The sequence below is a fragment of the Kitasatospora sp. MY 5-36 genome, assembly GCF_001182915.1.
Taxonomy (GTDB): Bacteria; Actinomycetota; Actinomycetes; order Streptomycetales; family Streptomycetaceae; genus Kitasatospora.
The window spans coordinates 1-22,646 of sequence record NZ_LFVW01000134.1; the positions used below are offsets into that span (position 1 = coordinate 1).

The 22,646-nt window shown below is 73.9% G+C and carries 18 protein-coding genes and 1 pseudogene; 7 read left to right on the forward strand and 12 right to left on the reverse strand.

Features of this window, described 5'->3' with window-relative positions; genetic code table 11:
• Positions 1 to 46: 46 nt before the first annotated feature.
• The gene (locus AE652_RS10385) at positions 47 to 1,411 is read right to left on the reverse strand and encodes a dipeptidase (RefSeq protein WP_049650959.1); all 1,365 of its coding nucleotides are present in this window, start codon (positions 1,409 to 1,411) and stop codon (positions 47 to 49) included.
• Between the two features lie 222 nt (positions 1,412 to 1,633).
• Here AE652_RS10385 and AE652_RS10390 point away from each other — a divergent pair, with 222 nt between their 5' ends.
• A complete protein-coding gene (locus AE652_RS10390) occupies positions 1,634 to 2,890 on the forward strand; it encodes a geranylgeranyl reductase family protein (protein ID WP_079272936.1) in 1,257 nt (418 codons plus the stop codon).
• A 101-nt stretch (positions 2,891 to 2,991) separates the two neighbouring features.
• On the opposite strand, the gene AE652_RS10395 is transcribed toward AE652_RS10390, so the two are convergent.
• Positions 2,992 to 5,295 carry a glycosyl hydrolase family 18 protein gene (locus AE652_RS10395; protein ID WP_049650960.1) on the reverse strand — a complete coding sequence of 768 codons (2,304 nt, stop codon included), beginning with the start codon at positions 5,293 to 5,295 and terminating at the stop codon, positions 2,992 to 2,994.
• Positions 5,296 to 5,528: 233 nt separating this feature from the next.
• Positions 5,529 to 5,933 carry a RidA family protein gene (locus tag AE652_RS10400; RefSeq protein WP_049650961.1) on the reverse strand — a complete coding sequence of 135 codons (405 nt, stop codon included), beginning with the start codon at positions 5,931 to 5,933 and terminating at the stop codon, positions 5,529 to 5,531.
• Positions 5,934 to 6,108: 175 nt separating this feature from the next.
• Between AE652_RS10400 and AE652_RS10405 the strand changes: the two genes are divergently transcribed.
• The gene (locus AE652_RS10405) at positions 6,109 to 6,882 is read left to right on the forward strand and encodes an enoyl-CoA hydratase family protein (protein WP_049650962.1); all 774 of its coding nucleotides are present in this window, start codon (positions 6,109 to 6,111) and stop codon (positions 6,880 to 6,882) included.
• Positions 6,883 to 6,970: 88 nt separating this feature from the next.
• Here the strand turns inward: AE652_RS10405 and AE652_RS10410 are convergent, their stop codons facing one another.
• Positions 6,971 to 7,735, reverse strand: a complete 765-nt coding sequence (locus AE652_RS10410; protein ID WP_049650963.1) for a maleylpyruvate isomerase family mycothiol-dependent enzyme — start codon at positions 7,733 to 7,735, stop codon at positions 6,971 to 6,973.
• Between the two features lie 107 nt (positions 7,736 to 7,842).
• On the opposite strand from AE652_RS10410, the gene AE652_RS10415 reads away from it, so the two are divergent.
• Positions 7,843 to 8,598 (forward strand): DapH/DapD/GlmU-related protein, encoded by a 756-nt coding sequence (locus tag AE652_RS10415; RefSeq protein WP_049650964.1) that lies wholly within the window; start codon positions 7,843 to 7,845, stop codon positions 8,596 to 8,598.
• Positions 8,599 to 8,642: 44 nt separating this feature from the next.
• Here AE652_RS10415 and AE652_RS10420 read toward each other — a convergent pair whose 3' ends face one another.
• A complete protein-coding gene (locus tag AE652_RS10420) occupies positions 8,643 to 9,956 on the reverse strand; it encodes a CdaR family transcriptional regulator (protein WP_049650965.1) in 1,314 nt (437 codons plus the stop codon).
• A 113-nt stretch (positions 9,957 to 10,069) separates the two neighbouring features.
• Between AE652_RS10420 and AE652_RS10425 the strand changes: the two genes are divergently transcribed.
• Positions 10,070 to 11,065 carry a triacylglycerol lipase gene (locus tag AE652_RS10425; protein ID WP_234348333.1) on the forward strand — a complete coding sequence of 332 codons (996 nt, stop codon included), beginning with the start codon at positions 10,070 to 10,072 and terminating at the stop codon, positions 11,063 to 11,065.
• Between the two features lie 82 nt (positions 11,066 to 11,147).
• Here AE652_RS10425 and AE652_RS10430 read toward each other — a convergent pair whose 3' ends face one another.
• Together AE652_RS10430 and AE652_RS10435 are read right to left on the reverse strand one after the other, a co-directional pair.
• Positions 11,148 to 11,765 (reverse strand): HutD family protein, encoded by a 618-nt coding sequence (locus tag AE652_RS10430; protein ID WP_049650966.1) that lies wholly within the window; start codon positions 11,763 to 11,765, stop codon positions 11,148 to 11,150.
• A 129-nt stretch (positions 11,766 to 11,894) separates the two neighbouring features.
• Complete coding sequence (locus AE652_RS10435) at positions 11,895 to 13,217, reverse strand: MFS transporter (protein WP_082345641.1); 1,323 nt, start codon at positions 13,215 to 13,217, stop codon at positions 11,895 to 11,897.
• Between AE652_RS10435 and AE652_RS10440 the strand changes: the two genes are divergently transcribed.
• Both AE652_RS10440 and AE652_RS10445 read left to right on the forward strand, forming a co-directional pair.
• Complete coding sequence (locus tag AE652_RS10440) at positions 13,202 to 14,482, forward strand: ROK family protein (protein ID WP_082345642.1); 1,281 nt, start codon at positions 13,202 to 13,204, stop codon at positions 14,480 to 14,482. The two genes, AE652_RS10435 and AE652_RS10440, sit on opposite strands and share 16 nt — an antisense overlap.
• 163 nt (positions 14,483 to 14,645) lie before the next feature.
• Positions 14,646 to 15,764 carry a PLP-dependent cysteine synthase family protein gene (locus tag AE652_RS10445; protein WP_049650968.1) on the forward strand — a complete coding sequence of 373 codons (1,119 nt, stop codon included), beginning with the start codon at positions 14,646 to 14,648 and terminating at the stop codon, positions 15,762 to 15,764.
• Between the two features lie 102 nt (positions 15,765 to 15,866).
• On the opposite strand, the gene AE652_RS10450 is transcribed toward AE652_RS10445, so the two are convergent.
• From AE652_RS10450 to mscL, 5 genes are all read right to left on the reverse strand, one after another.
• A complete protein-coding gene (locus tag AE652_RS10450; RefSeq protein WP_053112031.1) occupies positions 15,867 to 16,205 on the reverse strand; it encodes a DUF6191 domain-containing protein in 339 nt (112 codons plus the stop codon).
• 64 nt (positions 16,206 to 16,269) lie between these two features.
• Positions 16,270 to 18,759, reverse strand: a complete 2,490-nt coding sequence (locus tag AE652_RS10455; protein ID WP_049650969.1) for a right-handed parallel beta-helix repeat-containing protein — start codon at positions 18,757 to 18,759, stop codon at positions 16,270 to 16,272.
• 383 nt (positions 18,760 to 19,142) lie between these two features.
• Entirely contained in the window at positions 19,143 to 20,018 is an 876-nt protein-coding gene (locus tag AE652_RS10460) for an MOSC domain-containing protein (protein ID WP_049650970.1), read from the reverse strand.
• A gap of 201 nt (positions 20,019 to 20,219) precedes the next feature.
• Positions 20,220 to 20,999, reverse strand: a complete 780-nt coding sequence (locus tag AE652_RS47340) for a DUF6643 family protein (RefSeq protein ID WP_053112032.1) — start codon at positions 20,997 to 20,999, stop codon at positions 20,220 to 20,222.
• Between the two features lie 426 nt (positions 21,000 to 21,425).
• Complete coding sequence (gene mscL, locus AE652_RS10470; RefSeq protein WP_049650971.1) at positions 21,426 to 21,872, reverse strand: large conductance mechanosensitive channel protein MscL; 447 nt, start codon at positions 21,870 to 21,872, stop codon at positions 21,426 to 21,428.
• A gap of 479 nt (positions 21,873 to 22,351) precedes the next feature.
• Here mscL and AE652_RS48055 point away from each other — a divergent pair.
• Positions 22,352 to 22,646, forward strand: a pseudogene (locus tag AE652_RS48055) (hypothetical protein); the annotation flags it as partial.

Sequence of the window (22,646 nt, forward strand, 5' to 3'; positions counted from 1 at the left end):
CGGACGTCCTCCGCGAAGAGCCTCGGGACGTCGCTGCGAAGGTCCGTCAGACGGAGCGCAGTTCGGCGTAGCGGCGGAGGAACAGCGCCTCGGTGAGGGCCATCTGCTCCAGCTCCCGCGGGTCGACGCTCTCGTTGACCGCGTGGATCTGGGTGGTCGGCTCCTCGACGCCGATCAGCACGATCTCGGCCTGCGGGTAGAGCGAGCGCAGCGTGTTGCAGAGCGGGATCGAGCCGCCCTCGCCGGAGGCGACCATGGCCGTCCCGAAGGCCTCGGCCATCGCCTCGCCCATCGCCTCGTACGCCGGGCCGCTGGTGTCGGCGCGGAACGGGGCGCCGTTGCCCTGGCGCTCGACGGTGAGCCGGGCGCCGAGCGGGACCTGCGCCTCCAGGTGGGCGACCAGGGCGTCCTGGGCGGCGCCCGCGTCCGTGCCCGGCGCGACGCGCAGGCTGATCAGGGCCTTGGCGGTGGCCTGGACGGAGGAGGTGGCGCCGATCACCGGCGGGGCGTCGATGCCGAGGACGGTGACGGCCGGGCGGGCCCAGAGGCGGTCCGCGAGGGTGCCGGTGCCGGTCAGGGCGACGCCGTCGAGCACCTTGGCGTCGGAGCGGAACTGCTCCTCCGGGTACTGGACGCCGGTCCAGGTCTGGTCGGCGGTCAGGCCGGCCACCGCGACGTCGCCGTTCTCGTCGTGCAGCGAGGCCAGCATCCGGACCAGGGACTGGAGCGCGTCGGGGGCGGCGCCGCCGAAGGCCCCGGAGTGCAGGTTGCCGGCCAGCGTGGTGACGGTGGCCTCGACGATCGTCATGCCGCGCAGCGAGGTGGTCACGGTGGGCAGGCCGGGGGCGAAGTTGCCGGTGTCGCCGATGATGATGGCGTCGGCGGCGAGCAGCTCGGGGTGGGCCTCGGCGTAGCGCTCCAGACCGCCCGTGCCCTGCTCCTCGGAGCCCTCGACGATGATCTTCAGGCCGACCGGGTAGGCGTCGCCGTGGACCTGACGCAGCGCCCGCAGCGCCGTCAGGTGCATCAGGATGTTGCCCTTGCAGTCGGCGGCGCCGCGCCCGTACCAGCGGCCGTCGCGCTCGGTCAGCTCGAAGGCGGGGCTGTGCCAGGCGTTCTCGTCCAGCGGGGGCTGGACGTCGTAGTGGGAGTAGAGCAGGACGGTCGGCGCGCCCTCGGGGCCGGGCAGCTCGCCGTAGACGGACTGGGTGCCGTCCGGGGTGTCCAGCAGCCGGATGCCGGTCAGGCCCTCGGCGGCGAAGGCGTCGGCGACCCAGCGCGCGGCCTTCTCGCACTCCTCGACCGGGAACTGGCGCGGGTCGGCGACCGACGGGAAGGCGACCAGCTCGGCGAGGTCGGTGCGGGCACGGTCCATCAGGGATCGGACGGCGTCGGCCAGGGGCTGTGACATCGGGGCTCCGGGGGGACGGTCCGCCCTTGGGGTGGTGTGGGCGGAGGAGGCGGTTTGCGGTAGTGCCGATCATAGGTGGAGCGGAACAGGGAGTTCCGAGGGTGGGCCGCGGACCGGGCCTCAGGGGAAGGGGCCGCCTTCGGGCGGGCCGTACGACCGGGTGGCGCCGGTGCGGGGGCGGCGCGCTCGAACGGCGCGGCCGGACGCATAGGATTGCTCGACGTGACTGACTCCGGAAGCTCCGATTCCCGTAGCCCGCTCGACAGCCCGGCCGAGGGCGGTCCGACCGACGACGCGGCCGCGCCGCTGGACGGCGTCTGGGACGTCGTGGTGGTCGGCGCCGGACCGGCGGGCTCCTCGGCCGCGCACGCCGCCGCGGCCCAGGGCCGCCGGGTGCTGCTGCTCGACAAGGCCGAACACCCCCGGTACAAGACCTGCGGCGGCGGCATCATCGGCCCCTCCCGGGACAGCCTGCCGCCGGACTTCCGGCTGCCGCTGCAGGACCGGGTGCACGCCGTCACCTTCGCCTACAACGGGAGGTACACCCGTACGCGGCGGTCCAAGCGGATGCTGTTCGGCCTGGTCAACCGGGACGAGTTCGACCTGCGCCTGGTGCAGGCGGCCAAGCAGGCCGGGGCGGTGCTGGTCACCGGAGTGACCGTCACCGGCGTCGAGCAGCGCGGCGGGGAGCACCGGACGGCCCTGGTGACGGCCGCCGACGGGCGCACCTTCGAGGCCCGCGCGGTGGTCGGCGCGGACGGCAGCGCGAGCCGGATCGGCCGGCACGTCGGCGTCACCTTCGACCAGATCGACCTCGGCCTGGAGGCCGAGATCCCGGTGCCGGCCCAGGTCGCGGCCGACTGGGCGGGCCGGATCCACCTCGACTGGGGCCCGCTGCCCGGCAGTTACGGCTGGGTGTTCCCGAAGACCGAGACCAGCAGCCTGACCGTCGGCGTCATCTCGGCGCGCGGCGACGGCGAGCGGACCAAGCAGTACCTCGCCGACTACATCCGCCGGCTGGGCCTGTCCGGGTTCACCCCGCAGGTCGAGTCCGGGCACCTGACCCGCTGCCGGACCGAGGACTCGCCGCTCTCCCGCGGCCGGGTGCTGGTCGCCGGGGACGCGGCCGGACTGCTGGAGCCGTGGACCCGCGAGGGCATCTCGTACGCGCTGCGCTCGGGCCGGCTGGCCGGCGAGTGGGCGGTGCAGGTCGCCGAGGCGGGCAACGCGGCGGCGGTGCGGCGGGAGGCGCTGAACTACGCGTTCGCGGTCAAGGCCGGGCTGGGCGTGGAGATGCGCGCGGGCAAGCAGCTGCTGGGCGCCTTCGAGCGGCGGCCGTACCTGTTCCACGCGGCGGTCTGCCTGGTGCCGCCGGCCTGGCGGGCCTTCGCCCGGACCACCCAGGGGCACACCTCCTTCGCCCAGGTGCTGCGGCAGTACCGGGCCGCGCGGCGGCTGGCGTCGATGGCCTCGCGGTAGGGCGGCCGCCGTGGCGTCGTGAGCTCGTGACGTTGTGGAGCGGGGCCGGTGTCCCTCCGTGCGCGGGAGGGGCACCGGCCCCGCTTCCCTTGCGGGGAGCGCTACTTGAGCCCGGTGTCCAGTGCGGACATCAGGGTGCCGGACGGGGTGTCGCCGGACATCTCCCAGATCATGCCGCCGAGCAGGTTCTTCGACTTGAGGTAGGCGGTCTTCTGCGAGATCGACCAGGCGTCGTCGAAGGTCCACCACTGCCCGCCGGCTCCCGTGTAGCCGTACGTCGCAACGGCCTTGGGGTCGTGGTAGACCTTGAGACCGGAGAGGCTGGTGATCAGGTTGTTGTACCCGCGGGTGCCGGCCTCGTCGCTGAACTGGCCGGGTGCGGCGCCGTTCGCGGACTGCCAGGCGCCGTTCGCGCCGCCGTCCGCGACGCTCTGCCAGCCGCGCCCGTAGAACGGGAAGCCGATGGTCAGCTTGCGCGGGTTGACCCCGGCGTTCAGGTACGTCTGGACGGCCGTGTCCACGCTGAAGTGGGTGGCGTAGGGGTCGTTCGGGTCCTGGTAGAGGTTGGAGGCGTGGCCAGTGCGGTTCGGCTCCCAGGAGTTGTCGCTGCCCGAGCCGTGGAAGTCGTAGCCCTGGACGTTGGCGATGTCCAGCGAGCCGAAGATCTTCGAGAGGTCCCAGCCGGCCGCGACCTTCGCCGGGTCGGCCGGGGTGAAGGCGGTGAGCAGCTTGTGCGAGCCGCCCAACGCGTCCAGCTGCTTGCGGAATTCGGCCAGCAGCAGGGTCAGGTTGCCCTTGTCGTTGGCGCTCCAGTGGTTGCCCGGGTGGCCGTCGGCGGAGCCGGGCCACTCCCAGTCGAGGTCGATGCCGTCGAAGATGCCCGCTGCCACGCCGTCGCCGCCGGCGCCGTTGTAGGCCGGCAGGTTGCCCTTGATCCAGGTGTCGACGCAGGACTTGACGAACTTCTGGCGGGACGCGTCGGTGGCGGCGGCGTCGGAGAAGTACTTGGAGTAGGTCCAGCCGCCGAGCGAGACGACCACCTTCAGGTTCGGGTACTTGGCCTTCAGCTTCTTCAACTGGTTGAGGTTGCCGCGGAGTTTGCCCCAGCCGTCGTCGGCCACGCCGTCCACCGACTGGTCGGCGCTCATCGCCCGGCCGTAGTCCGCGTCGGCGTCACCGGCGCCGGTGCCCTGGTCCGGGTCCTCCGGGTTGGCGGTGGTGCCCTTGGTGACGCCGGCCTGGCAGGTCAGGTTGACCGGATCGATGTTCTCGAAGGCGTAGTTGACGACGTCGAGCTTGGCGGCGGCGCCGGAGGTGTCCAGGTTCTTGACGAAGTACTGGCGGCCGTAGATGCCCCACTGGACGAAGTAGCCGACCCGGGCGTACTTCCCGGCGCCGACCAGGTCCGAGGTGGTCACGGTGAGCGGGGCGGAGGCGGGCGAGGCGTTGTCGGCGGCGTCCCGGGCCTTCACGGTGAACGTGTAGGCGGTGGACGGGGAGAGGCTGCCGACGGTCGCGCCGAGCGTGCTGCCGGTGACCGTGGCCACCAGGGTGCCGCCCTGGTAGACGTCGTACGCTGCCACCCGGACGTTGTCGGTGGAGGCGTTCCAGGCGAGCGTCACGTCCGTCGAACCGACCGTGGTGGCCCGGAGGTTGGCCGGTGCGGTGGGCGGCGAGGTGTCGGTGGACGGGTCGAAGGTGGACGCGGTGACACCCGCGCTGAGCGGGCCGGTGTTGCCGCGGCTGTCCTTGGCGCGGACGGTCAGGGTGTACGAGGTGGCCGGGGTGAGGCCGGTGACCAGCACGCCGGTGGACGGGCTGGAGGCGAGCACCGTGCTACCGCTCAGCACGTCGTAGGAGGCGACCGGGAAGTCCCCGCCGGTGGCGGCCGGCCAGCTCAGGGCGAGCGTGTGCGCGGTGGACTCGGTGACCGTCGGGGTGCCCGGCGCGGACGGCGGGACGTCCGCGCTGCCGTCGCACTTGTCGCCGTTGACACGGCAGTTGAGCGGGGCGGTGACCGGGCCGTTGCCGACGAACCAGAAGCTGTACGGCTCGGTGGTGCCGTGGGCGTTGACGGTGGAGTTGTAGAACGCCGCGGTGGCGGTGACGTGCCGGCCGCTCACGGTGGCGGTGCCGTTGTAGCTGTTGCCGATGGTGACGCCGGCCGGGAGGTCGAACTCCAGGGTCCAGCCGCTCACCGCGGTCGCGTTGTCGTTGTGGACGATGTAGGTGCCCTGCCACCAGGAGCCGTTGTCGGCCGTGGTGAAGGTGGCGGTGAGCTTTCCGGCGGCGTTCGCCGGGGCGGCCAGCGCGGTGAGCGCGGCGAGGGGCAGGAGCAGGACGGAGAGCAGTGCCAGCAGTCTGCTGCGCACGCGCGGGCGCCCGGCCCGGGATCGAGCGGACATGGTTCTCCCTGTGACTGTGGGGGTTGAACAGGGTGACGTAGAACCTTGGTTGATCCGTGCGGTTGATCCGTGTGCGATCGATGCCTGTGCCGTGGGGAGGCGAGGCATGGGAACTGTAGGAGGACTGGACCAATGCGTCAACAGGTCTGTACCACTTGGGAGTTGTCCCCGATGCTCCCGCCGTCTCGCCGCCCCCGTCGCTCCGCTATTCCCTGCTGCTCCCGCCGCTCCCGCTACTCGCGGACGATCGCCATCGCCTCGATCTCCATCAGCACGTCGGGCCGGAACAGCGCCGAGACCTGCACGGCGGAGGAGGCGGGCGGCGGAACGGAGCCCAGGTACTCGTCGCGGATCTCGCGGACCACGGCGAGGTGGGCGATGTCGGTCATGAAGTAGGTGAACTTCACGACGTCCTCGAACCCGGCCCCGGCGGCGGCCAGGCAGCGGCGGAGGTTCTCGAAGACCTGCCGCGCCTGCGCCTTCGGATCCCCCGGGCCGACCAGGTCCCGGTTCTCGTCGAACGGGACCTGCCCGGACACCTGGACCAGTCGGCCGCTTCCGGCGACGACCTGGGTGTAGCCGGTGCCGGGCGCGACTCCGGGCGGCTCCGTGATGCGGGTGAGGTGAGAGGTGGTCATGGGACGGATCCTGATCCATGCCCCCTCGGGCAGGCAAGCCCGACGGCCCGGGCGCTCCGGCTCGCTCTGGCCGAGGGGCGGGTGGGCGTGCCAGAGTCGTCCGGGCGTCGTCCGGGCACCTCTCGGACCGCGCCCGCAGTCCGACCCACCCTCAGCCGGAAGGCAGGCCCCGCCGATGACCAGCGCAGCGCCCCTCGTCCACGTCAGCACCGCCGACGCCGTCACCACGCTCACCCTCGACTCGCCGCACAACCGCAACGCGCTCTCCACCCGGCTGATGGCCGAGCTGCACGCCGGACTGGCCTCCGCCGCGGCCGACCCGGAGGTCCGCGCCGTGGTGCTCGGGCACACCGGCAAGGTGTTCTGCGCGGGCGCGGACCTCTCCGAGGCGACCGGCGCGGACCCGACGGTCGGCCCGCGCGGCCTGGTCGAGCTCCAGCGGGCGATCGTGGACTGCGCCAAGCCGGTGATCGCCGTCGTCCACGGCCACGTCCGGGCCGGCGGCCTCGGCCTGGTCGGCGCGGCGGACCTCGCCGTCGCCGGACCGGCCTCGACCTTCGCCTTCACCGAGGTGCGGCTCGGCCTCGCGCCCGCCGTCATCTCGCTGCCGCTGCGCCCGAAGCTGGACCCGCGCGCCGCCTCCCGCTACTACCTCACCGGCGAGGTCTTCGACGCCGCCGAGGCCGCCCGGATCGGGCTGATCACCAGCGCCACCGACTCCGCCGAGGCCACCGACGTGGCGCTCAAGGGCCTGCTGGACGCGCTGCGCCTGGGCTCCCCGCAGGGCCTGGCGGAGTCGAAGCGGCTGGCCAACGCCGAGGTGGTGCGCTCCTTCGAGCGGGACGCGGAGGAGCTGGTGGAGCTGTCGGCGCGGCTCTTCGGCTCGGCGGAGGCGCAGGAGGGGATGCGCTCGTTCCTGGAGAAGCGGCCCGCGCGCTGGGTGCGCTGAGGGCCGGGTTTCCCGGGTGCCCGTTCGCCCGGGGGCGTCGCCGCCCCCGGGCGTGACGACCCGTGCGCAGGGGTCGCGGCCGGCACGGTCAGAGGACCGCCGCCGTCTCGCTCCAGAGGGCGAGCAGGCTCTGGTCGCCGATCGCCTTGACCTCCCCGGCCTGCTGGGCGGACAGCCGGTTCCACAGCAGCAGGTAGAGCTCGTGGGCCGGGCCGGCGAGGGTCAGATCGGCCGGCTCGGGGCCCTCGCCGGTGGTGACGACCGGCGCTTCCCGGGTGATCGTCAGGTGCCAGGAGCCGGGGCCGTCGGTGGCCCGGACCAGGAGGGTGCGCGGCCGGTCGCTGCGCAGCTTGGACCGGCCGAGGGTCGTGAAGCCGCTCACCAGTTCGTCGATGCCGTCGAGGGCGAGCGCGGTGTCCACGACCGGACCGGGCACCCCGGCGGCCGCGTCGGCGTCGCGGCGGTGCACGGCGGTCTCGTGCGCCTGGCGCCGGGCCCAGAACGCCAGCGGGCTGGGCGAGGACAGGAAGGTCCAGCACTCGAGGTCGGCGGGCGCCGCGGTGAGGGTGTCCACCAGGGCGGCGTGGCCCTCGCGGTACCAGTCGAGCAGCGCGGCGTCCGAGGGCAGCGGCCCGACGGCGGCCTGCGCGTCCGCCTCGTCCGGCGGCGTCGGCGCGCCTCCGGACACGATCGCGGCGGCCCACCGGTGGACGGAGCCGATGTGCTGCAGCAGCTTCGTCAGCTGCCAGTCCGGACAGGTCGGTACGGGGGCGGACAACTCGGTACGGGCCGCGGCCTCGGCGAGCCTGGTGCCCTCGCGGCGCAGCGCGTCGATGTGCTCGGTGATCTCCATGGGACGGAGTCTTCCATCGCGGCCCGTCCGCCGGTCGCGGATTTCGGGCATTCCTCCGGTTGCCTCCCGGCGGACGGGCGGATGCTACGGGCCGGTAACGTGAGCGCATGCCGATAACCCGTTCGCTCGTCTCAGCCGTCCGGACCGGTGGCCGCCGCGCCGCCGGACGCCTCGTCCACCGGGGCTGGCGCTGGGTGCAGCGGACCGGAGCGGTCACCAGCCGCAACCCCGGCCCGTACCGGTTCGGCGAGCTGGGGGACGGCACGACGCTCAGCTTCCCGCTCGGGGCGGTGTTCAACGAGCAGTGGATCACCATCGGGCCGTTCTCGATCATCGGCGAGCGGGTCACCATCAGCGCGGGCTTCCTGCCCGGGCTCGACCTCGGGCCGGAGCCGATCGTGCGGATCGGCGGCGGCTGCGTGATCGGCCGGGACAGCCACATCGTCGGCCACCAGTCGATCGTCATCGGCGACGACGTGTGGACCGGCCCCGGCGTGTACATCAGCGACCAGTCGCACGAGTACCGGGACACCGAGCTGCCGATCGGCAAGCAGTGGCCGCGCAACGAACCGGTGGAGATCGGCACGGGCAGCTGGATCGGCACCGGCGCGGTGATCCTGCCGGGGGCGCGGATCGGCCGCAACGTGGTGGTCGCGGCGGGCGCCGTGGTGCGCGGCGACGTTCCCGACCACAGCGTGGTCGCCGGGGCGCCGGCCAAGGTGGTGCGCCGCTGGACCGAGGAGGAGGGCTGGCAGCCGCCGCTGCGCCACGACGCTCCGCAGCCGGTGCCGGACGGCGTGACCGCGGAGCAGCTGCGTGCCCTGGTCGGCTGGGACCTGCGGCTGCCGGGGGAGCAGGGCTGAAGTCGGTCGCCGGGCACCGGCCCGGTGCTGGCAGCCGTCCCGAACTACCCGGCGAGGGAGGCCTGTTCGGCGGTACGGGCGGCGATGGCGGCGGCGATCCGCGGGAGGTCGGCGGGGCGGGCCGGATCCAGTCCGGTCAGTGCGGCGATCCGGCGCAGCCGGTAGTCGACGGTGTTCGGGTGCAGGTGCAGGGCGCTCGCGGTGTGGCGGCGGTTCAGGCCGCCGGCCAGGTGGGTGTGCAGGGTGATGAGCAACTCCCCGGCGTCGGCGAGCGGTTCGAGCAGGGCGGCGAGCCGGGAGCGGGCCTGGCTGGGGCGGGTGAGCTGGTACTCCAGCAGGACGTCGTCCAGCCGGTGCAGCCCCGGCGGTCGGCCGAACGCCCTTGCCACGTCGAGGACTTCGTAGGCGAGAGCGGCCGCGCCGGGCACCTCGGCGGGGGTGGCGGGCGCGGCCCCGGCCAGGACGGGAACGCCGGCCGCCCGGGCCGCCGCGGCGAGGGCGGCGGCGAGCAGTGGCCACGGCGCCTCGCCGGCCCCGTCCTCGTCCGGACCGGGTGACGGTCCGAACGGGACGAGCACCAGGCCGCCCGTGGGGGTGAGCGCGGTGAGCGCCGACTGCCGGGTGCGGTGGTCGAGTTCGGCCTCGAACCGGCGGAGCTTGCGGAGGGCGGCGATACCCGGATCGACACCGGGGGAGTGCTCGTCGGGGTGGTCGGCGAGGGACAGGCAGAGTACGGCGTACCCGGTGGGCAGGCGGAGCCCGGCGCGCTCGGCGGCCGCGTCGGCGGGGGTGCCCGCGAGCAGCGCGCCGAGCAGGGAGTGCCGGGCCGAGTCCCGTCGGCCGGTGGCCGGGCGGCGGCCGTCCAGGTAGCCCGCCCCGGCGGCGGTGACGGCCTGGCGGAGCTGGTCGAGCAGCAGCCGGTTGAGGGCGAGCAGGTCGGCGGCGTCGTCGTCCCGGGCGTGCCGGGTGGCGAACTCCCAGCAGACCTCCAGTCCGAGGTGGTGGGCGAGCAGGACGGCGTCCAGCGGCAGGCCCTCCTCGGCCCGCCGGGCGGCGGCCTCCCGGACGGCGGTGAACTCCTCGGCGGGGGCGGGGAGTCCGGTCCGTACGGTGTGGGCGAGGGCGCGGATGCGGCGCTCGGTGTCCCGGGTCAGCTCGCCGGTGAGCTGTTCGCGCGGCAGCCGGCGGTAGACCGGCACCCGCTCCAGCAGGGCGGCGACCACGGTCTCGGCCAGCTCCCGTACGCCGCCGAGCAGTCGTTGGTCGGCCGGGAGCCCGCCGATCACCGGGACGTGCCAGTCCGGTGTCCGGTCGGAGGCGTTCGGGAGCGCGGGGTGGGGTGCGTTGTGACCGGTCACAGAGAACACCGTCCAGGTCTGGGGGACGCCCAAGGGCCGGGCCGGAGGGGCGACCGCATGATGGTGCCCTCGGGTTACCTGTTGGTAACAAACTTCCGCTGTGGAGGCAACAGTTGAGAACCCCACTTCTCCGCTTCTCCGCAACTCCGGTGCGCCGCAGGGGCGCAGGCGCGCTGGGTGCGCTGCTGCTGGCGGGGGCGGTGCTGGCCGGTGCGACGTCGCCGGCGAGCGCCGCCGTGCCCGTCGCGAGCGCCTCGGCCGCAGCGTCCACCTCGTCCGGCTCGGCCGCAGCGTCCGCCTCGTCTGCCGAACTGCCGCCGGACGGTGACACGGTGGCCTCGCCGCCCGGCGCCAACGACTGGACCTGCCGGCCGACCACCGCGCACCCCGATCCGGTCGTCCTGGTGCACGGTACCTTCGCCAACCGCTACGAGAACTGGCTGGCGCTCTCCCCGCTGCTGAAGAGCCTCGGGTACTGCGTCTTCGCCCTCGACTACGGGATGATCCCCGGTGTCACCTCCAGCGGCAGCGGCCTGCTGCTGCCGATCGGCGGCCTCGGGCCGGTGCCGGAGTCGGCGGCCCAACTCGGCCGGTTCGTGGACCTGGTGCGGACCGCGACCGGCGCGGCCAAGGTCGACATCGTCGGGCACTCGCAGGGCGGCATGCTGCCGAACTACTACCTCAAGTTCCTCGGTGGCGGCTCCAAGGTCGGCAGGCTGATCGGGCTGGCGCCGTCCAACCACGGCACGACGCTCGACGGGATCACCAACCTGGTGCCGTACTTCCCGGGCGTCGCGGACCTGGTCTACACGGTATGCAAGGCCTGCCGGGACCAGGCGGTGGGCTCCGACTTCAACATGGTGATGGCCTCCCGGCCCGACACCGTACCGGGCGTGCGCTACACGGTGATCTCGACGGTCCTCGATGAAGTCGTCACCCCGTGGCGGACCCAGTTCCTGAGCGGCCCGGGCGTCGACAACCAGGTGGTGCAGGAACACTGCCCGGTCTCGCTGGTGGAGCACGTCGGGATCGCGTTCTCGCCGACGGCGCTGCACCTGGTCGCCAACGCGCTGGATCCGGGGCACGCCACGCCGGTGTTCTGCGGGTGAAGCGGCGGCGGCGCTCCTGCCCCCGGGGTGGTCCCGGGGGGTGGGAGCGCCGCTGTTCGGTGGTGCGGCCCTTGACCGGCTCTCAGGGCGCGGTGCGGAAGGCGATGACGGCGGTGGTGCCGTCCGGGCGCAGCTCGTACGTGCCCGGGGTGTCGAGCAACGCGGCGTCGTAGCGGGCGAGTTCGACGCCGTCGATGGTGCCGCCGTCGACGGAGGCGCCGTGGATGGAGGCGCCGTGGACGGTGGCGGTGCCGGCGAGGCAGACCAGGAGGGCGGTGCTCCCGTCCGGGACGTCGACCGTGGTGGCCGCGGTGGCCAGGTCGACCGCGGCCTCGACCCGCCCGCGGCGCGTCATCACGTTGAAGTCCACCACCGGGCCGGCCAGCAGCCGACAGTCGGTGGTGGCGTCGCCGGAGAAGGCGAACGGCCGGAACGGCGCGTCGACCAGCTGCTCGGTACCGTCGACGGTGAGCGCCATGCCGGCGCCCTCGACCAGGGTGATCACCCGGTCGATCCCGGGGAACGGGGAGAACGGCCCCGCCGAGGCGACGTCCGCGAGGCTGACCCGCCAGTCGAAGGCGTCCAGTCCGGCGCCGGCCGGGAAGCCGGCGACCTCCCTGGTCACCCCGCCCCCGTTGAGCCACGCCGTCGCCGGGCGCTCGCCCGCCCGCAGTACCTGGAAGCGTTCGCTGGTCGTCATGGCCTCGCATCCTGTCACACGGCGGATGACGGATGACAGGTGACAGATAACAGATTTCAGTGTCTGTCAGCTGTTATCTGTCGGCTGTCATCTGTTCGCTGTTCCCTGTCATCCGTTGCCTGTCGACCGTCACCGGTCGTCCGTCACCCGCCGTCCGACCGACAGCGGCAGGAGCGCCGCCACCGTGGCCGCGAGGGTGACCGTGGTGAGGGCCAGCGGCAGTCCGGCCGCGTCGGCGAGGAAGCCGATCACCACCGGGCCGATCAGCATCCCCCCGTAGCCGAGCGAGGAGGCGAACGCGACGCCCTGCGGCCCGCCCGCCGCACCGGCCCGGGCGATGGCGAGCGGGAAGAGGTTGGCCAGGCCGAGGCCGACCAGCACGAACCCGCAGATCGCCACCGGCACCACCGGCGCCAGGGCGGCGACCAGCATGCCGACCGCCGCCGTCAGCCCGCCGAACAGCATCAGCCGGGTCTGGCCGAGCCTGATGGACAGCCAGGTGCCGCCGACCCGCCCACCGGCCATCGCGAACGCGTACGCGCCGTAGCCGGTGGCGGCCACCACGGAACTCGCCCGGACGTCGTCGGTGAGGTGGAGCGTGGCCCAGTCGGCGATCGCGCCCTCGCCGTACGCGGTGCAGAGCGCGGTGAGGCCGAGCAGCAGGACGAGCAGGCGGGTACGGGGGCGGGTCGAGCCCGCGTCCGGCCGCGCGGTCCCGGACGGTTCCGCCGTGCGGCCCGTGTGGCTCGTACGGTCCGTATGGCCCGGTGCGACCGCTGCCGCCGCCGGGCTGCGCAGCAGGACGACGCCCGCGCCGACGGTGACGGCCATGCCCAGCGCCGCGCTGAGCGCGAGCGCCCACGCGGTGCTCAGCGGGCCGGCGAGCAGTCCGCTGACCCCGGTGCCGACCAGTCCGCCGAAGCTGTACCCGGCGTGGAAGCTGGGCATCACGGGCCGCCGCAGCTGCGCGACCAGGTCGACGGCGGCACTGTTCATCGCGACGTTGGCCCCGCCGTACCCCGCGCCGAACAGCAGCAGCACCCCGCCGAGCGCGGTGACCGAGTGGGCGTGCGCGGGCAGTAGCACGGCGAGGCTGAGCAGGGCGAGCGAGCCGACGGTCACCGGCCGGGAGCCGTACCGCAGGCAGAGCCGGCCGATCACGGGCATCGTGAGGACGGCGCCGATGGACAGGCAGAGCAGGGCGAGCCCGAGGGCGCTGTGCGAGGCGCTGACCTGACTGCGGATGTCCGGGATGCGGACGACCCAGGAGGCGAAAAGGAAGCCGTCGACGGCGAAGAACGCGGTGAGGGCGATGCGTGCAGGACCCCAGGGGCTGTCCGTCACCGGGGGTGTGCTGCGAGACTGGGAGGAGGGGCGATCGGGCCGGGTGCGTGAACCGATTTTGTTTCGAAGCGACACAAAGTCACAATAGGGGCGTGCAGCTCTCACCATCAAGCCCGAGGCCCGGCACCGGGAACGACTCCGACGCGCAGCGCGACAACCACCGCCGCGCGGCTCCCGACCGGGGCCGGACGCTGCTCGGCCCAGCGCTCTCCCTGATCCACACCGGCCAGACGCCGACCCGCTCGGCGCTCACCCGCGCACTGGACGTCACCCGGGCCACCGCCGGCGCGGTCACCGCCGAACTCGAGGCGCTCGGCCTGATCACCGTCGACTCCCGCCCGGCCGGCGGCGGTCGCGGCCGCCCGTCGCACCGGCTCGCGATCGACCCGAACGGCCCGGTCGTGGTCGCCGGGCAGATCCACGCCGACGGACTGAGCGTCACCCTGGCCGGCCTCGGCGGACTGCTCGACCCGCCCGTCCACCTGCCGCTGCCCGCCGCCATCGACCCGGTCCGGATGCTGCGCGCCGTCGCCGTGGCCGGTGCCGAACTCGCCCGCGCGACCGACCGCCGCTGTCTGGGCGCCGCGCTCGCGCTGCCCAACCCGGTCACCGAGCCGGACGGCACCGCCCTCGCCGCGCTGCACTTCGCCTGGCCCAGCGGCACCCCGGTCGCCGACCTGTACGACGTCGAGGTCGGACGCGCCGACCACGGCCCGAAGGCGCTGCGCCCGCTGCCCACCGCGATCGCCAACGACGCCAACCTGGCCGCGCTCGCCGAGTACCGGCACGGCGCCGGTCGCGGCGCCCGCCACCTGCTCTTCGTCACCTCCGGCCACCGCGGCGTCGGTGGCGCGCTGGTCATCGACGGACACCTGCACACCGGCAGCGCCGGCCTCGCCCTGGAGGTCGGCCACCTCACCGTCGACCCGCAGGGACGGCCCTGCATGTGCGGCAACCGGGGCTGCCTGAACTCCGAGACCGACCCCGACGCGCTGTTCACCGCCGCCGGGCTCACCCCGGAACCGGGACGCCCGCTGCTCGACCAGGCGCGCGAGCTGTGCCGGGCCGCCGCGACGGACGACCGGGCGCGGGCGGCGGTGGAGCACGTCATCGACCGGCTCGGACTCGGCCTGGCGGGCGTCGCCAACATCCTCAACCCCGACCGGGTGGTCCTCAGCGGGCTGCACCTCCACCTGCTGGAGGCCGCGCCCGACCGGCTGCGGTCGGTGGTCGCCGAGCGCAGCCTGTGGGGGCGCAGCGGCCGGGTGCCGATCGTCGGCGCGGAGCTGGCGCACGGTGCGCTCGCGGGCGCGGCCGAGCTGGGCTGGGGGCCGTACCTGGCGGACCCGCAGTCGGTGCCGGTGCTGCCCTGACGGCGATCGGGTCTGCCCTGGTCGATGGGTTCCGCCCCCGACGGTGACCAGATCTGCCCCGACGGCGATAAGCGGAAGCTGGCTCTTCGAAAACGGTCACTTATCGTGACTCTCATACACTCGTAGTGAGCATCGGGGGGCCACCACGAGGGAGACAGCGACCATGAGCACCCAGTCCGGCATCGAGCCGACCGCCGACGTCGACCGCTCCGACCCGGAGTACCGCGCCTGGCTCAAGGAGGCGGTGCGCAAGGTCCAGGCCGACGCCAACCGCTCCGCCGACACCCATCTGCTGCGCTTCCCGCTGCCCGCGGAGTGGGGGATCGACCTCTACCTCAAGGACGAGTCCACCCACCCGACCGGCTCGCTCAAGCACCGCCTGGCCCGCTCGCTCTTCCTCTACGGGCTCTGCAACGGCTGGATCCGGCCCGGCAAGCCGGTGATCGAGGCCTCCAGCGGCTCCACCGCCGTCTCCGAGGCGTACTTCGCCCAGCTCGTCGGCGTGCCGTTCATCGCCGTGATGGCGAAGAGCACCAGTCAGTCCAAGATCGACCTGATCCAGTTCCACGGCGGCGAGTGTCACCTGGTCGAGCGTTCGGACGAGGTGTACGAGGCCTCCGCCCGGCTCGCCGAGGAGACCGGCGGGCACTACATGGACCAGTTCACCTACGCCGAGCGGGCCACCGACTGGCGCGGCAACAACAACATCGCCGAGTCGGTCTTCGCCCAGCTGCGCCTGGAGCCGCACCCCGAGCCGGCCTGGATCGTGGCCACCGCCGGGACCGGCGGCACCTCGGCGACCATCGCCCGGTTCGTGCACTACATGCAGTACGACACCCGGATCTGCGTCGCGGACCCGGAGAACTCCTGCTTCTTCGACGGCTGGGTGCGCCACGATCCGGAGGCCGTCTGCGAGAGCGGCTCGCGGATCGAGGGCATCGGACGGCCGCGGATGGAGCCGAGCTTCGTCCCCGGGGCGATCGACCGGATGATGAAGGTGCCGGACGCCGCGTCGATCGCCGCCGTCCGGGTGCTGGAGCAGGTGCTCGGCAAGAAGGCGGGGGCCTCCACCGGGACGGGCCTGTGGAGCGCGCTGCGGATCGTCGCCGAGATGCGGGCGGCCGGGCGGACGGGCAGCGTGGTCGGCCTGATCTGCGACCCGGGGGACCGCTACCTGGACAAGTACTACTCGGACGACTGGCTGGCGGGCGAGCGGATCGACATCGCGCCCTACCGGGCGGCCATGGAGTCCTTCCTGGCCGGCGGCGCCTGGACGGGCTGACGCGCCGGGCGGCGGACGGGTGACAGCTGACAGATTTCAAACTCTGTCAGCTGTTATCTGTTCGCTGTCGCCTGTTCGTCGTCAGTCGTCAGCCGTCAGCCGTCAGCCGGTGCCCGCCACCCGCCGGATCACCGCCCGACCGCCCGCGAGGTCGATCCCCGTCCGCTTCGGCGCGCCGTCGTGCTCGTCGTCCCGCAGCACCAGCTCGACCCGTCGCTGCTCCAGCTGCACCCGCTTGCTCGGGTAGAGCAGCGCGTGCAGCTCCTCCGTCGCGGTCGCACCCGCGCCGCGCCCGTCGCCGCGCCCGCCGCCGTGCCCGCCGTCGGGTCCCACCGCCGGCCGGGCGCGCAACCGCCGCACCACCGCACCGAGGAAGAACACCACGACCAGTCCGGCCGGCAGCAGCAACCCGCCCGCCGCGCCCGTCAACAGCACACCCATGCCCGGCTCAACGGCCCGGCGCGGCCGACGAGTTCCCCGGCCGCCGGCCCTACCGCAGTGGGCCCTACGGCAGCGGCGCCGTGGGCAGGTCGGCCGGGACAAGCAGTTGGAGCTCCTCCGTGGACGGGTCCGCGAGATGGGCGATCCGTACCGCGTGCCGCTCGACCATGGTCTCGAAGACCTGTCGCGCGGTGCGCCCGTTGCCGAAGTTGGGGCCGCGCTCCATCCCGCCGAAGTGTTCCAGCAGCGCCTCCTCCGTCTCCTCGGAGAGCGCGTACTCGTGCTCGGCGCACTGCGACCGGGCGATCTCCAGCAGCTCGTCCGCCGTGTAGTCGGGGAAGCCGATGGTGCGTGAGAAACGGGAGGAGACACCGGGGTTGGCGGAGAGGAAGCGCTCCATCTCGGCGGTGTAGCCGGCCACGATGACGACCACCTCGTCGCGGTGGTCCTCCATCAGCTTGACCAGGGTGTCGATCGCCTCGCGCCCGAAGTCCCGCGCCCCGTCCTCGGGTGCGAGCGCGTACGCCTCGTCGATGAAGAGCACTCCGCCGCGCGCCCGGTCGAAGGCGGCCGCGGTGCGGATCGCGGTGGAGCCGATGTGTTCGCCGACCAGGTCCACCCGTGCCACCTCGACCAGGTGTCCGCGCTGGAGCACCCCGAGCGAGGCGAGGATCTCGCCGTACAGCCGGGCGACGGTGGTCTTGCCGGTGCCGGGTGCGCCGGTGAAGACCAGGTGGCGGCGCAGCGAGGGGGCCTTGAGCCCGGCCTGGCGGCGGCGCCGGCCGACCGAGATCAGGTCGATCAGTGTACGCACCTCCTGCTTCACCGTGGCCAGTCCGACCAGCGAGTCCAGTTCGGCGAGCGCCTCCTCGGCCGGCCGGCAGTCCGGGATCGGCGAGATCGCGGCCGAACCGGCCGCGGCCGACGCCAACAGTGGGGCCACCGTGGTCAGTTGGGCGGTCCGCGGCGCGGGCACGTCGGTGGATCCGTACGACGACCCCAGCCCCGGACCGCGCCCACCCGCGGATCCCGGCCCCGCCCCGCCGCCGGGCGGGGCGGGAGCGGACGGCACCGGAGCCGCCCCGACGTCGTCCGAGATGCACCCCTCGGTGACCGGCCCCGGCTCGGAGAACTCGAACCCGGCCCGCTGGTTGTGCTCCGCCCGGCAGCGGGTGAGCTGGGTCCGGCAGCCGTCGATGATGTGGAAGCCGAAGCCCTTGCCCTGCGAGACCCGGCAGTCCTCGAAGGTGCCCCGCCCCTGGGCCGAGACGTACACCCCGGCGTCCGTGCTGGCCCGTACGGTGCAGGCGCGCAGCACCGGGTCGGCGCCCTTGGTGACGATCACGCCGGTGGCCACGTCGGAGATCTCGCAGTCGGTGAGCAGTCCGCCGCTGCCGTGGTCGCGGAACCAGAGCCCGGTGCCCGCCTCCTGCACCCGGCAGGAGGCCAGGGAGACGGTGGCCCCGCCGCTGACGGAGACCGCCGAGCTGCGGATCCGGCTGAACGAGCAGCCCTCGGCGGTGGCGGCGGAGTCCCGGTCGAGGACGAACAGGGCGTCCGGCAGGTCGTGCAGCGAGCAGTCGGTGAGGGTCAGCCGGGCGCCGTCGCTGACCCAGAGCGCCGGGTACTCGCCGGTCGAGCCGTGGATCTCGCAGGACTCGGCGACCGCCTCGGTGCCCTGGTCCCAGACCGACAGCGCCCCGCGCCCGAAGTCCCGGACGGTGCTGTTGGCGAGGCTCAGCCGGGCGCGTCCGCGCAGGTCGGCGCCGTTCTCGGGCAGGTCGTGCACCCGGCAGCCGGTGAGCACCAGTTCGGCCTCGCCGTCCAGGGTGAGACCGTTGCCGGTGACCCGGTGGATCTCGCAGTCGACCAGCCGCCCGCCCGCCTGCGCCTCGGCCTGCACGCCGCTGCCGCGGATCTCGTAGATCTCGCAGCCGGTCAGCTCGGCGGCGCTGCCGGGGTCGGAGAGCAGGACGCCGGCGCCGGAGGCGTGGTGGACGCGGCAGCGGTCCAGGGCCGCGGTGGCGCCGCCGAGGACGGCCAGTCCGGCCTGGCCGGCGGCGGCGACCTCGCAGTCCTCGAAGGCGGCGGCGGTGTCCGGGCCGCGCAGCCGCAGCCCGAGCCCGCCCGGGTTGGTGACCACGCAGCCGCGCAGGGTCGGCCGGGCACCGCCGGTGACCTCGATGCCGGTGGCCGAGCGGGTCTCCACCCGGCAGCCGCTGAAGGAGGGGGTCGCCTCCGGCCCGGTGACCAGCACGGCCGGGGTGGTGCTGTCGCCGCCCTCGACCACCAGGTCGCGCACGGTGGCGGCGGCGGTCACGGTGAGCGCCACCCCGGAGGGCGGGTCGATCCGGACCGTCCCCGGGCCCTGGGCCGGGACGATCGTCACCGGCTTGTCCAGCAGCACGTTCTCCCGGAAGGTGCCCGGGCGGACGGTCACCGTGTCGCCCGGTTCGGCGGCGGCCAGGGCCTCCGCGAGCGTGTCGTACTCGCCCGCGCGGCGACGCCAGCGGGATGCGCTGTCCTGGGTGACCCGGACCCTGTGCTCAGCCATGACGGTCTGTCGTCCCCACCTTCGTCGAGCCGGCGATCAACGGGCCGAACGCGCGGGGGTGCGCGGGCCGTCCGCCCACCGTAGCGCGCCCACGTGGGTGGTCCGGCCGCCCGCGGTCGCGCGGACACCGGTAGCGCTCAGCGCCGCCACAGGTTCCGACCACTTGTTTCAACGAGCGCGCACAGCGGTGGTTCCGTCCGGGCGCGCCGGTTTCGGAGTGCGGCGCGTGCCCGGCGCCGGTCCACGGGCCGATGCGCCCCGCCCTCCGGCACGGGCGGTCGGCGGTCGGCATCCGATGGTCGGTGGTCAGTACTCGACCGTCGGCAGCCGGCGCGGAGGGTCGGCGGGAGCGGCCCACTCTCCCGGAGAACCGGCCCGAGCGCTCAGCGCCCGTCGGCGGGCCAGTGCGCCCCGTCCTCGAGCACCTCGAGCCCATCGCCCAGCCGCAGCGTGCCGAGCTCGTCCCCCTCGACGCCGGCCGGCCGCTCGGGGATCAGGTTCTGCCCGAACGCGGCCTTGCGCAGCAGCCGGTGGTGCCGGGCCAGGGTGCGCAGCGGCTCCTTGCCGCGCCGCTCGCCGGTCTCCTGGTCGGTGGTGGTGATCATGCAGCGGCCGCACGGCTTGACCACCTTGAAGGTGACCGAGCCGATCCGGATCCGGCGCCAGGTGTCCTCGGCCCACGGCTCGGTGCCGCCGATCACCACGCTCGGACGGAAGCGCTCCATCGGCAGGGTCTCGTGGCCGTCCGGGTTCTCGGCGGCGATCAGCTCGTTGAGGCGGTCCAGCGAGGCGGTGGTGGTGAGCAGCAGCGGATAGCCGTCGGCCATCGAGACGCTGTCGCCGGGCGCGCTGTACTCGGGGTCGACCGGCCGGGCGCGCGGGTCGTCCAGGTGCACCAGGCGGTAGTCGCCGAGGTGTTCGGCGATCCACCGGTGCGTCTCCTTGTCGGCCTCCGCGGCACGGAAACGCGTTCCCCAGACCTCGACGTCGGCGAGCGGGTCGCCGGCCGCGACGGCGGGGGCGGGGACCTCGATCCGGGAGCCGTCGGGGGTGGTCAGGGTGAGGACGCCGTCGGGCAGCAGTCCGGTCCGCACCCGTGCGAGGGCCGCGTCCTCGCGCTGGCTGACGAAGCGTCCGTTCGCGTCGGCGAGCATCCAGCGACGGTCTCCGGCCAGACCCCAGGGTTGAACCACGGCGGTGTCCGGGCTCAGGCGGTACATCGACTTGACGGGGTAGACGTGGAGTCCGGTGAGGTGCATTCCTCCATCCTGCCAGCCTGCGGAGGTTCGCCGGGAATGCCCCCTAAATGCGCACGGACCGCCCGGACGCCGTGGGGGGCGTTCCGGGCGGTCCGTGGATGACCCGTTTCTCCGTTCGCCCGGCGTACGGGGGGCGCCGGGTGCTGCTCAGGTGGTGCGGGTGCGGGCCGCGTGGGGGGACGGCCTCGGGGTGTCAGCGGCTCAGTAGCCCTGGCCCTGCTGCTGGTAGCCGCCCTGGAACTGGCCGGACTCGCCGTACGGGCCCGGGCGCTGCGGCTGCGTCGGGCGGACCGGCGCGACCGGCGCCATGGCCGGGCGCAGCTGGGCACCGCCGAAGGACTGGTCGCCGCCCTGGCCCTGGAAGCCGGGGCCGCCGGCGGCCGGACCGCCGAACGACTGCTGGCCGCCGAAGCCCTGCGGAGCGGCGGGCTGGCCCTGGCCGAAACCGCCCGGTCCGCCGGCCGGCTGCGCGCCGAAGGTCTGCTGGCCGCCCTGGGCGCCGATGAAGGTGTTCTGGCCGCCGAAGCTCTGGCCGCCGGTCGGCTGGTAGCCGCCTCCGGGGGTCTGGCTGAAGGCGGGGGTGCCGGGCTGCGGTCGCTGGTACGGCTGGGGGGCGCCGTAGCCGGGGACCGGAGGCTGGGGGGCGGCGTACGCCGGCGCGGGCTGCGCGGGGATGTACGCCGTGGCGGGGCCGGCGGAGGGGCCGCTGCTCGGGCCGGGGCCCAGGGCGAGGCGGGCGGGCGGCAGCGCGGGGAGGTTGCTGCCGGCGCTTTCGTACCCGTTGGCGTACCGGTTCTCGTAGGACGGGCCGAGGCCGGATCCGTAACCGGACGACAGTGCCGGCGGCAGGGCGGCCGGCACGTTGATGGGCGCGATCTGGGGGACGCCGCGCTCAGCCACGAGGCTGTCGTAGATCGGCGTGCCGGAGGAGTAGGACGGAGAGGGGTAGCCGACTCCGTCGTAGGAGCGGGGCGAGGTCATGGGGCATACGGTAAGCCCACAACGCGCCTGCTGAGGAGAGCGGGAGGGGGAGCAGTTCGAGTGTTTACACAGTCTTCGCTCGCACAAAGGTTTCGAAAGTAGGAAAGACGGACATTCCGGCGACCGGTTCCGGACAACCTTGGCACCCCGTCAGTGGTCGAACGGCAGCCGGACGGAGGCCCCGGAAGGCCTTGTGGTGACCGGCCGGTGGACGGTCGGGGGCCCTGCGGAGAAACTTTTCCCGGACAGGGCGTGCGCGGGCGCATTCGAGCCCCCGCCGAGCAGCCGACGGGGGCTCGTGAATGTTTCGGGAATAAAATTCCCGTCAGCTCTCCGGGGCCCGGTTCAGGCCCGCGACCTGGGCCGTCGGCCCGATGGCCGGCCGCTGATCAGGCGGCGGCCCGTCGCTGGTCCGGGTGTCGGCGCTCAGTGCGACTGCAGGGCCTGGGCCTGTGCGGGCAGGGCCGGCTTGCCGATCTCGGAGGTGCAGAAGGAGCACCGGGTCGCGGCGGCCGGGATGCTGCTCAGGCACTCCGGGCAGTCCACCTTCGCGGCCGGCGCGGGCTTGGCCGATTCGAAGCGGGACTGGAGCTTGCCGACCGGCAGCACCACGGCGAAGTAGATGACGGCGGCGGTCAGGACGAAGCCGATGACCGCGTTGACGAAGAGGCCGTACGGGAACCGGGTGCCGGCCACGTCGAAGGTCTTCTGGGTGAAGTCGCCGACGGCGCCGGACGCGACGCCGACCAGCGGGGTGAGGAAGGCGCTGACGAACCCGGTGACGACGGCGGTGAAGGCAGCGCCGATCACGATGCCGACCGCGAGGTCCACCACGTTTCCGCGCAGCAGGAAGCTGCGGAATCCCTTGAACACCGGGTGACTCCAAATCCGTACGGGGGAGGGGGAGATGGGGCGGCACGGCGGGTGCCGCCCCAGGCCGGACATCCTGCCGAGCGGGCCGGGCCGAGGTCCAACCGCGTTCACCCGAATCGGGTAACCGCCGCGGTGCCCCGCGTCCGTGGGCCCTGCGGGGCGGGGACGCTCCGCGTACCGGCCTTTCCCCGGTCGAACAGCCGAGCCAGTCGGTTGGTCGGCCGCTCCAACTCGCCCCTGTGGCACCGCGTGTGGCGCCGCATGTGACACCGGCACGCGCCGGTCCGGGGCGGCGCCGACCCGGCGCGACAGGGTGGACCGGAGCGCGGCAGGGGGCGAGACGGGGCGCACAGCGGTCGCGTACGGCGCACGACGGCGGCCCCGTGGCGCACATCCGGTGTACAAGCGCGGGCGGATGGGCCACCATCAGGTTGCGCGAAGGGGATGTACCGGGCGGAGCACTGTGCCAAGGTCGGTCCATGCCCGACCATTTGTCGGCCGATCCGGCCGGAAACCGTCCGCGTGTCCTGCACCTGATCAGCGACTCACGCCGGGGCGGCGCGCAGAACTTCGCCCGTGACCTCCACCGGGAACTGGGCCGTCGGGGGCAGTCCTCCGCGCTGTGCGCCCTCGCCCCGCACCCGGCCGTCCCCTCCGGCCCCGCCGGGGCGGGCCGGGACTCCACCGGCCCCGGTTCCGCGGGCCGAGGCCCCGATTCCGCAGGTCAGGGCTCCGGGGCCGCGAGCTCGGACCCCGAGGCCGCCGGCCGGGCCG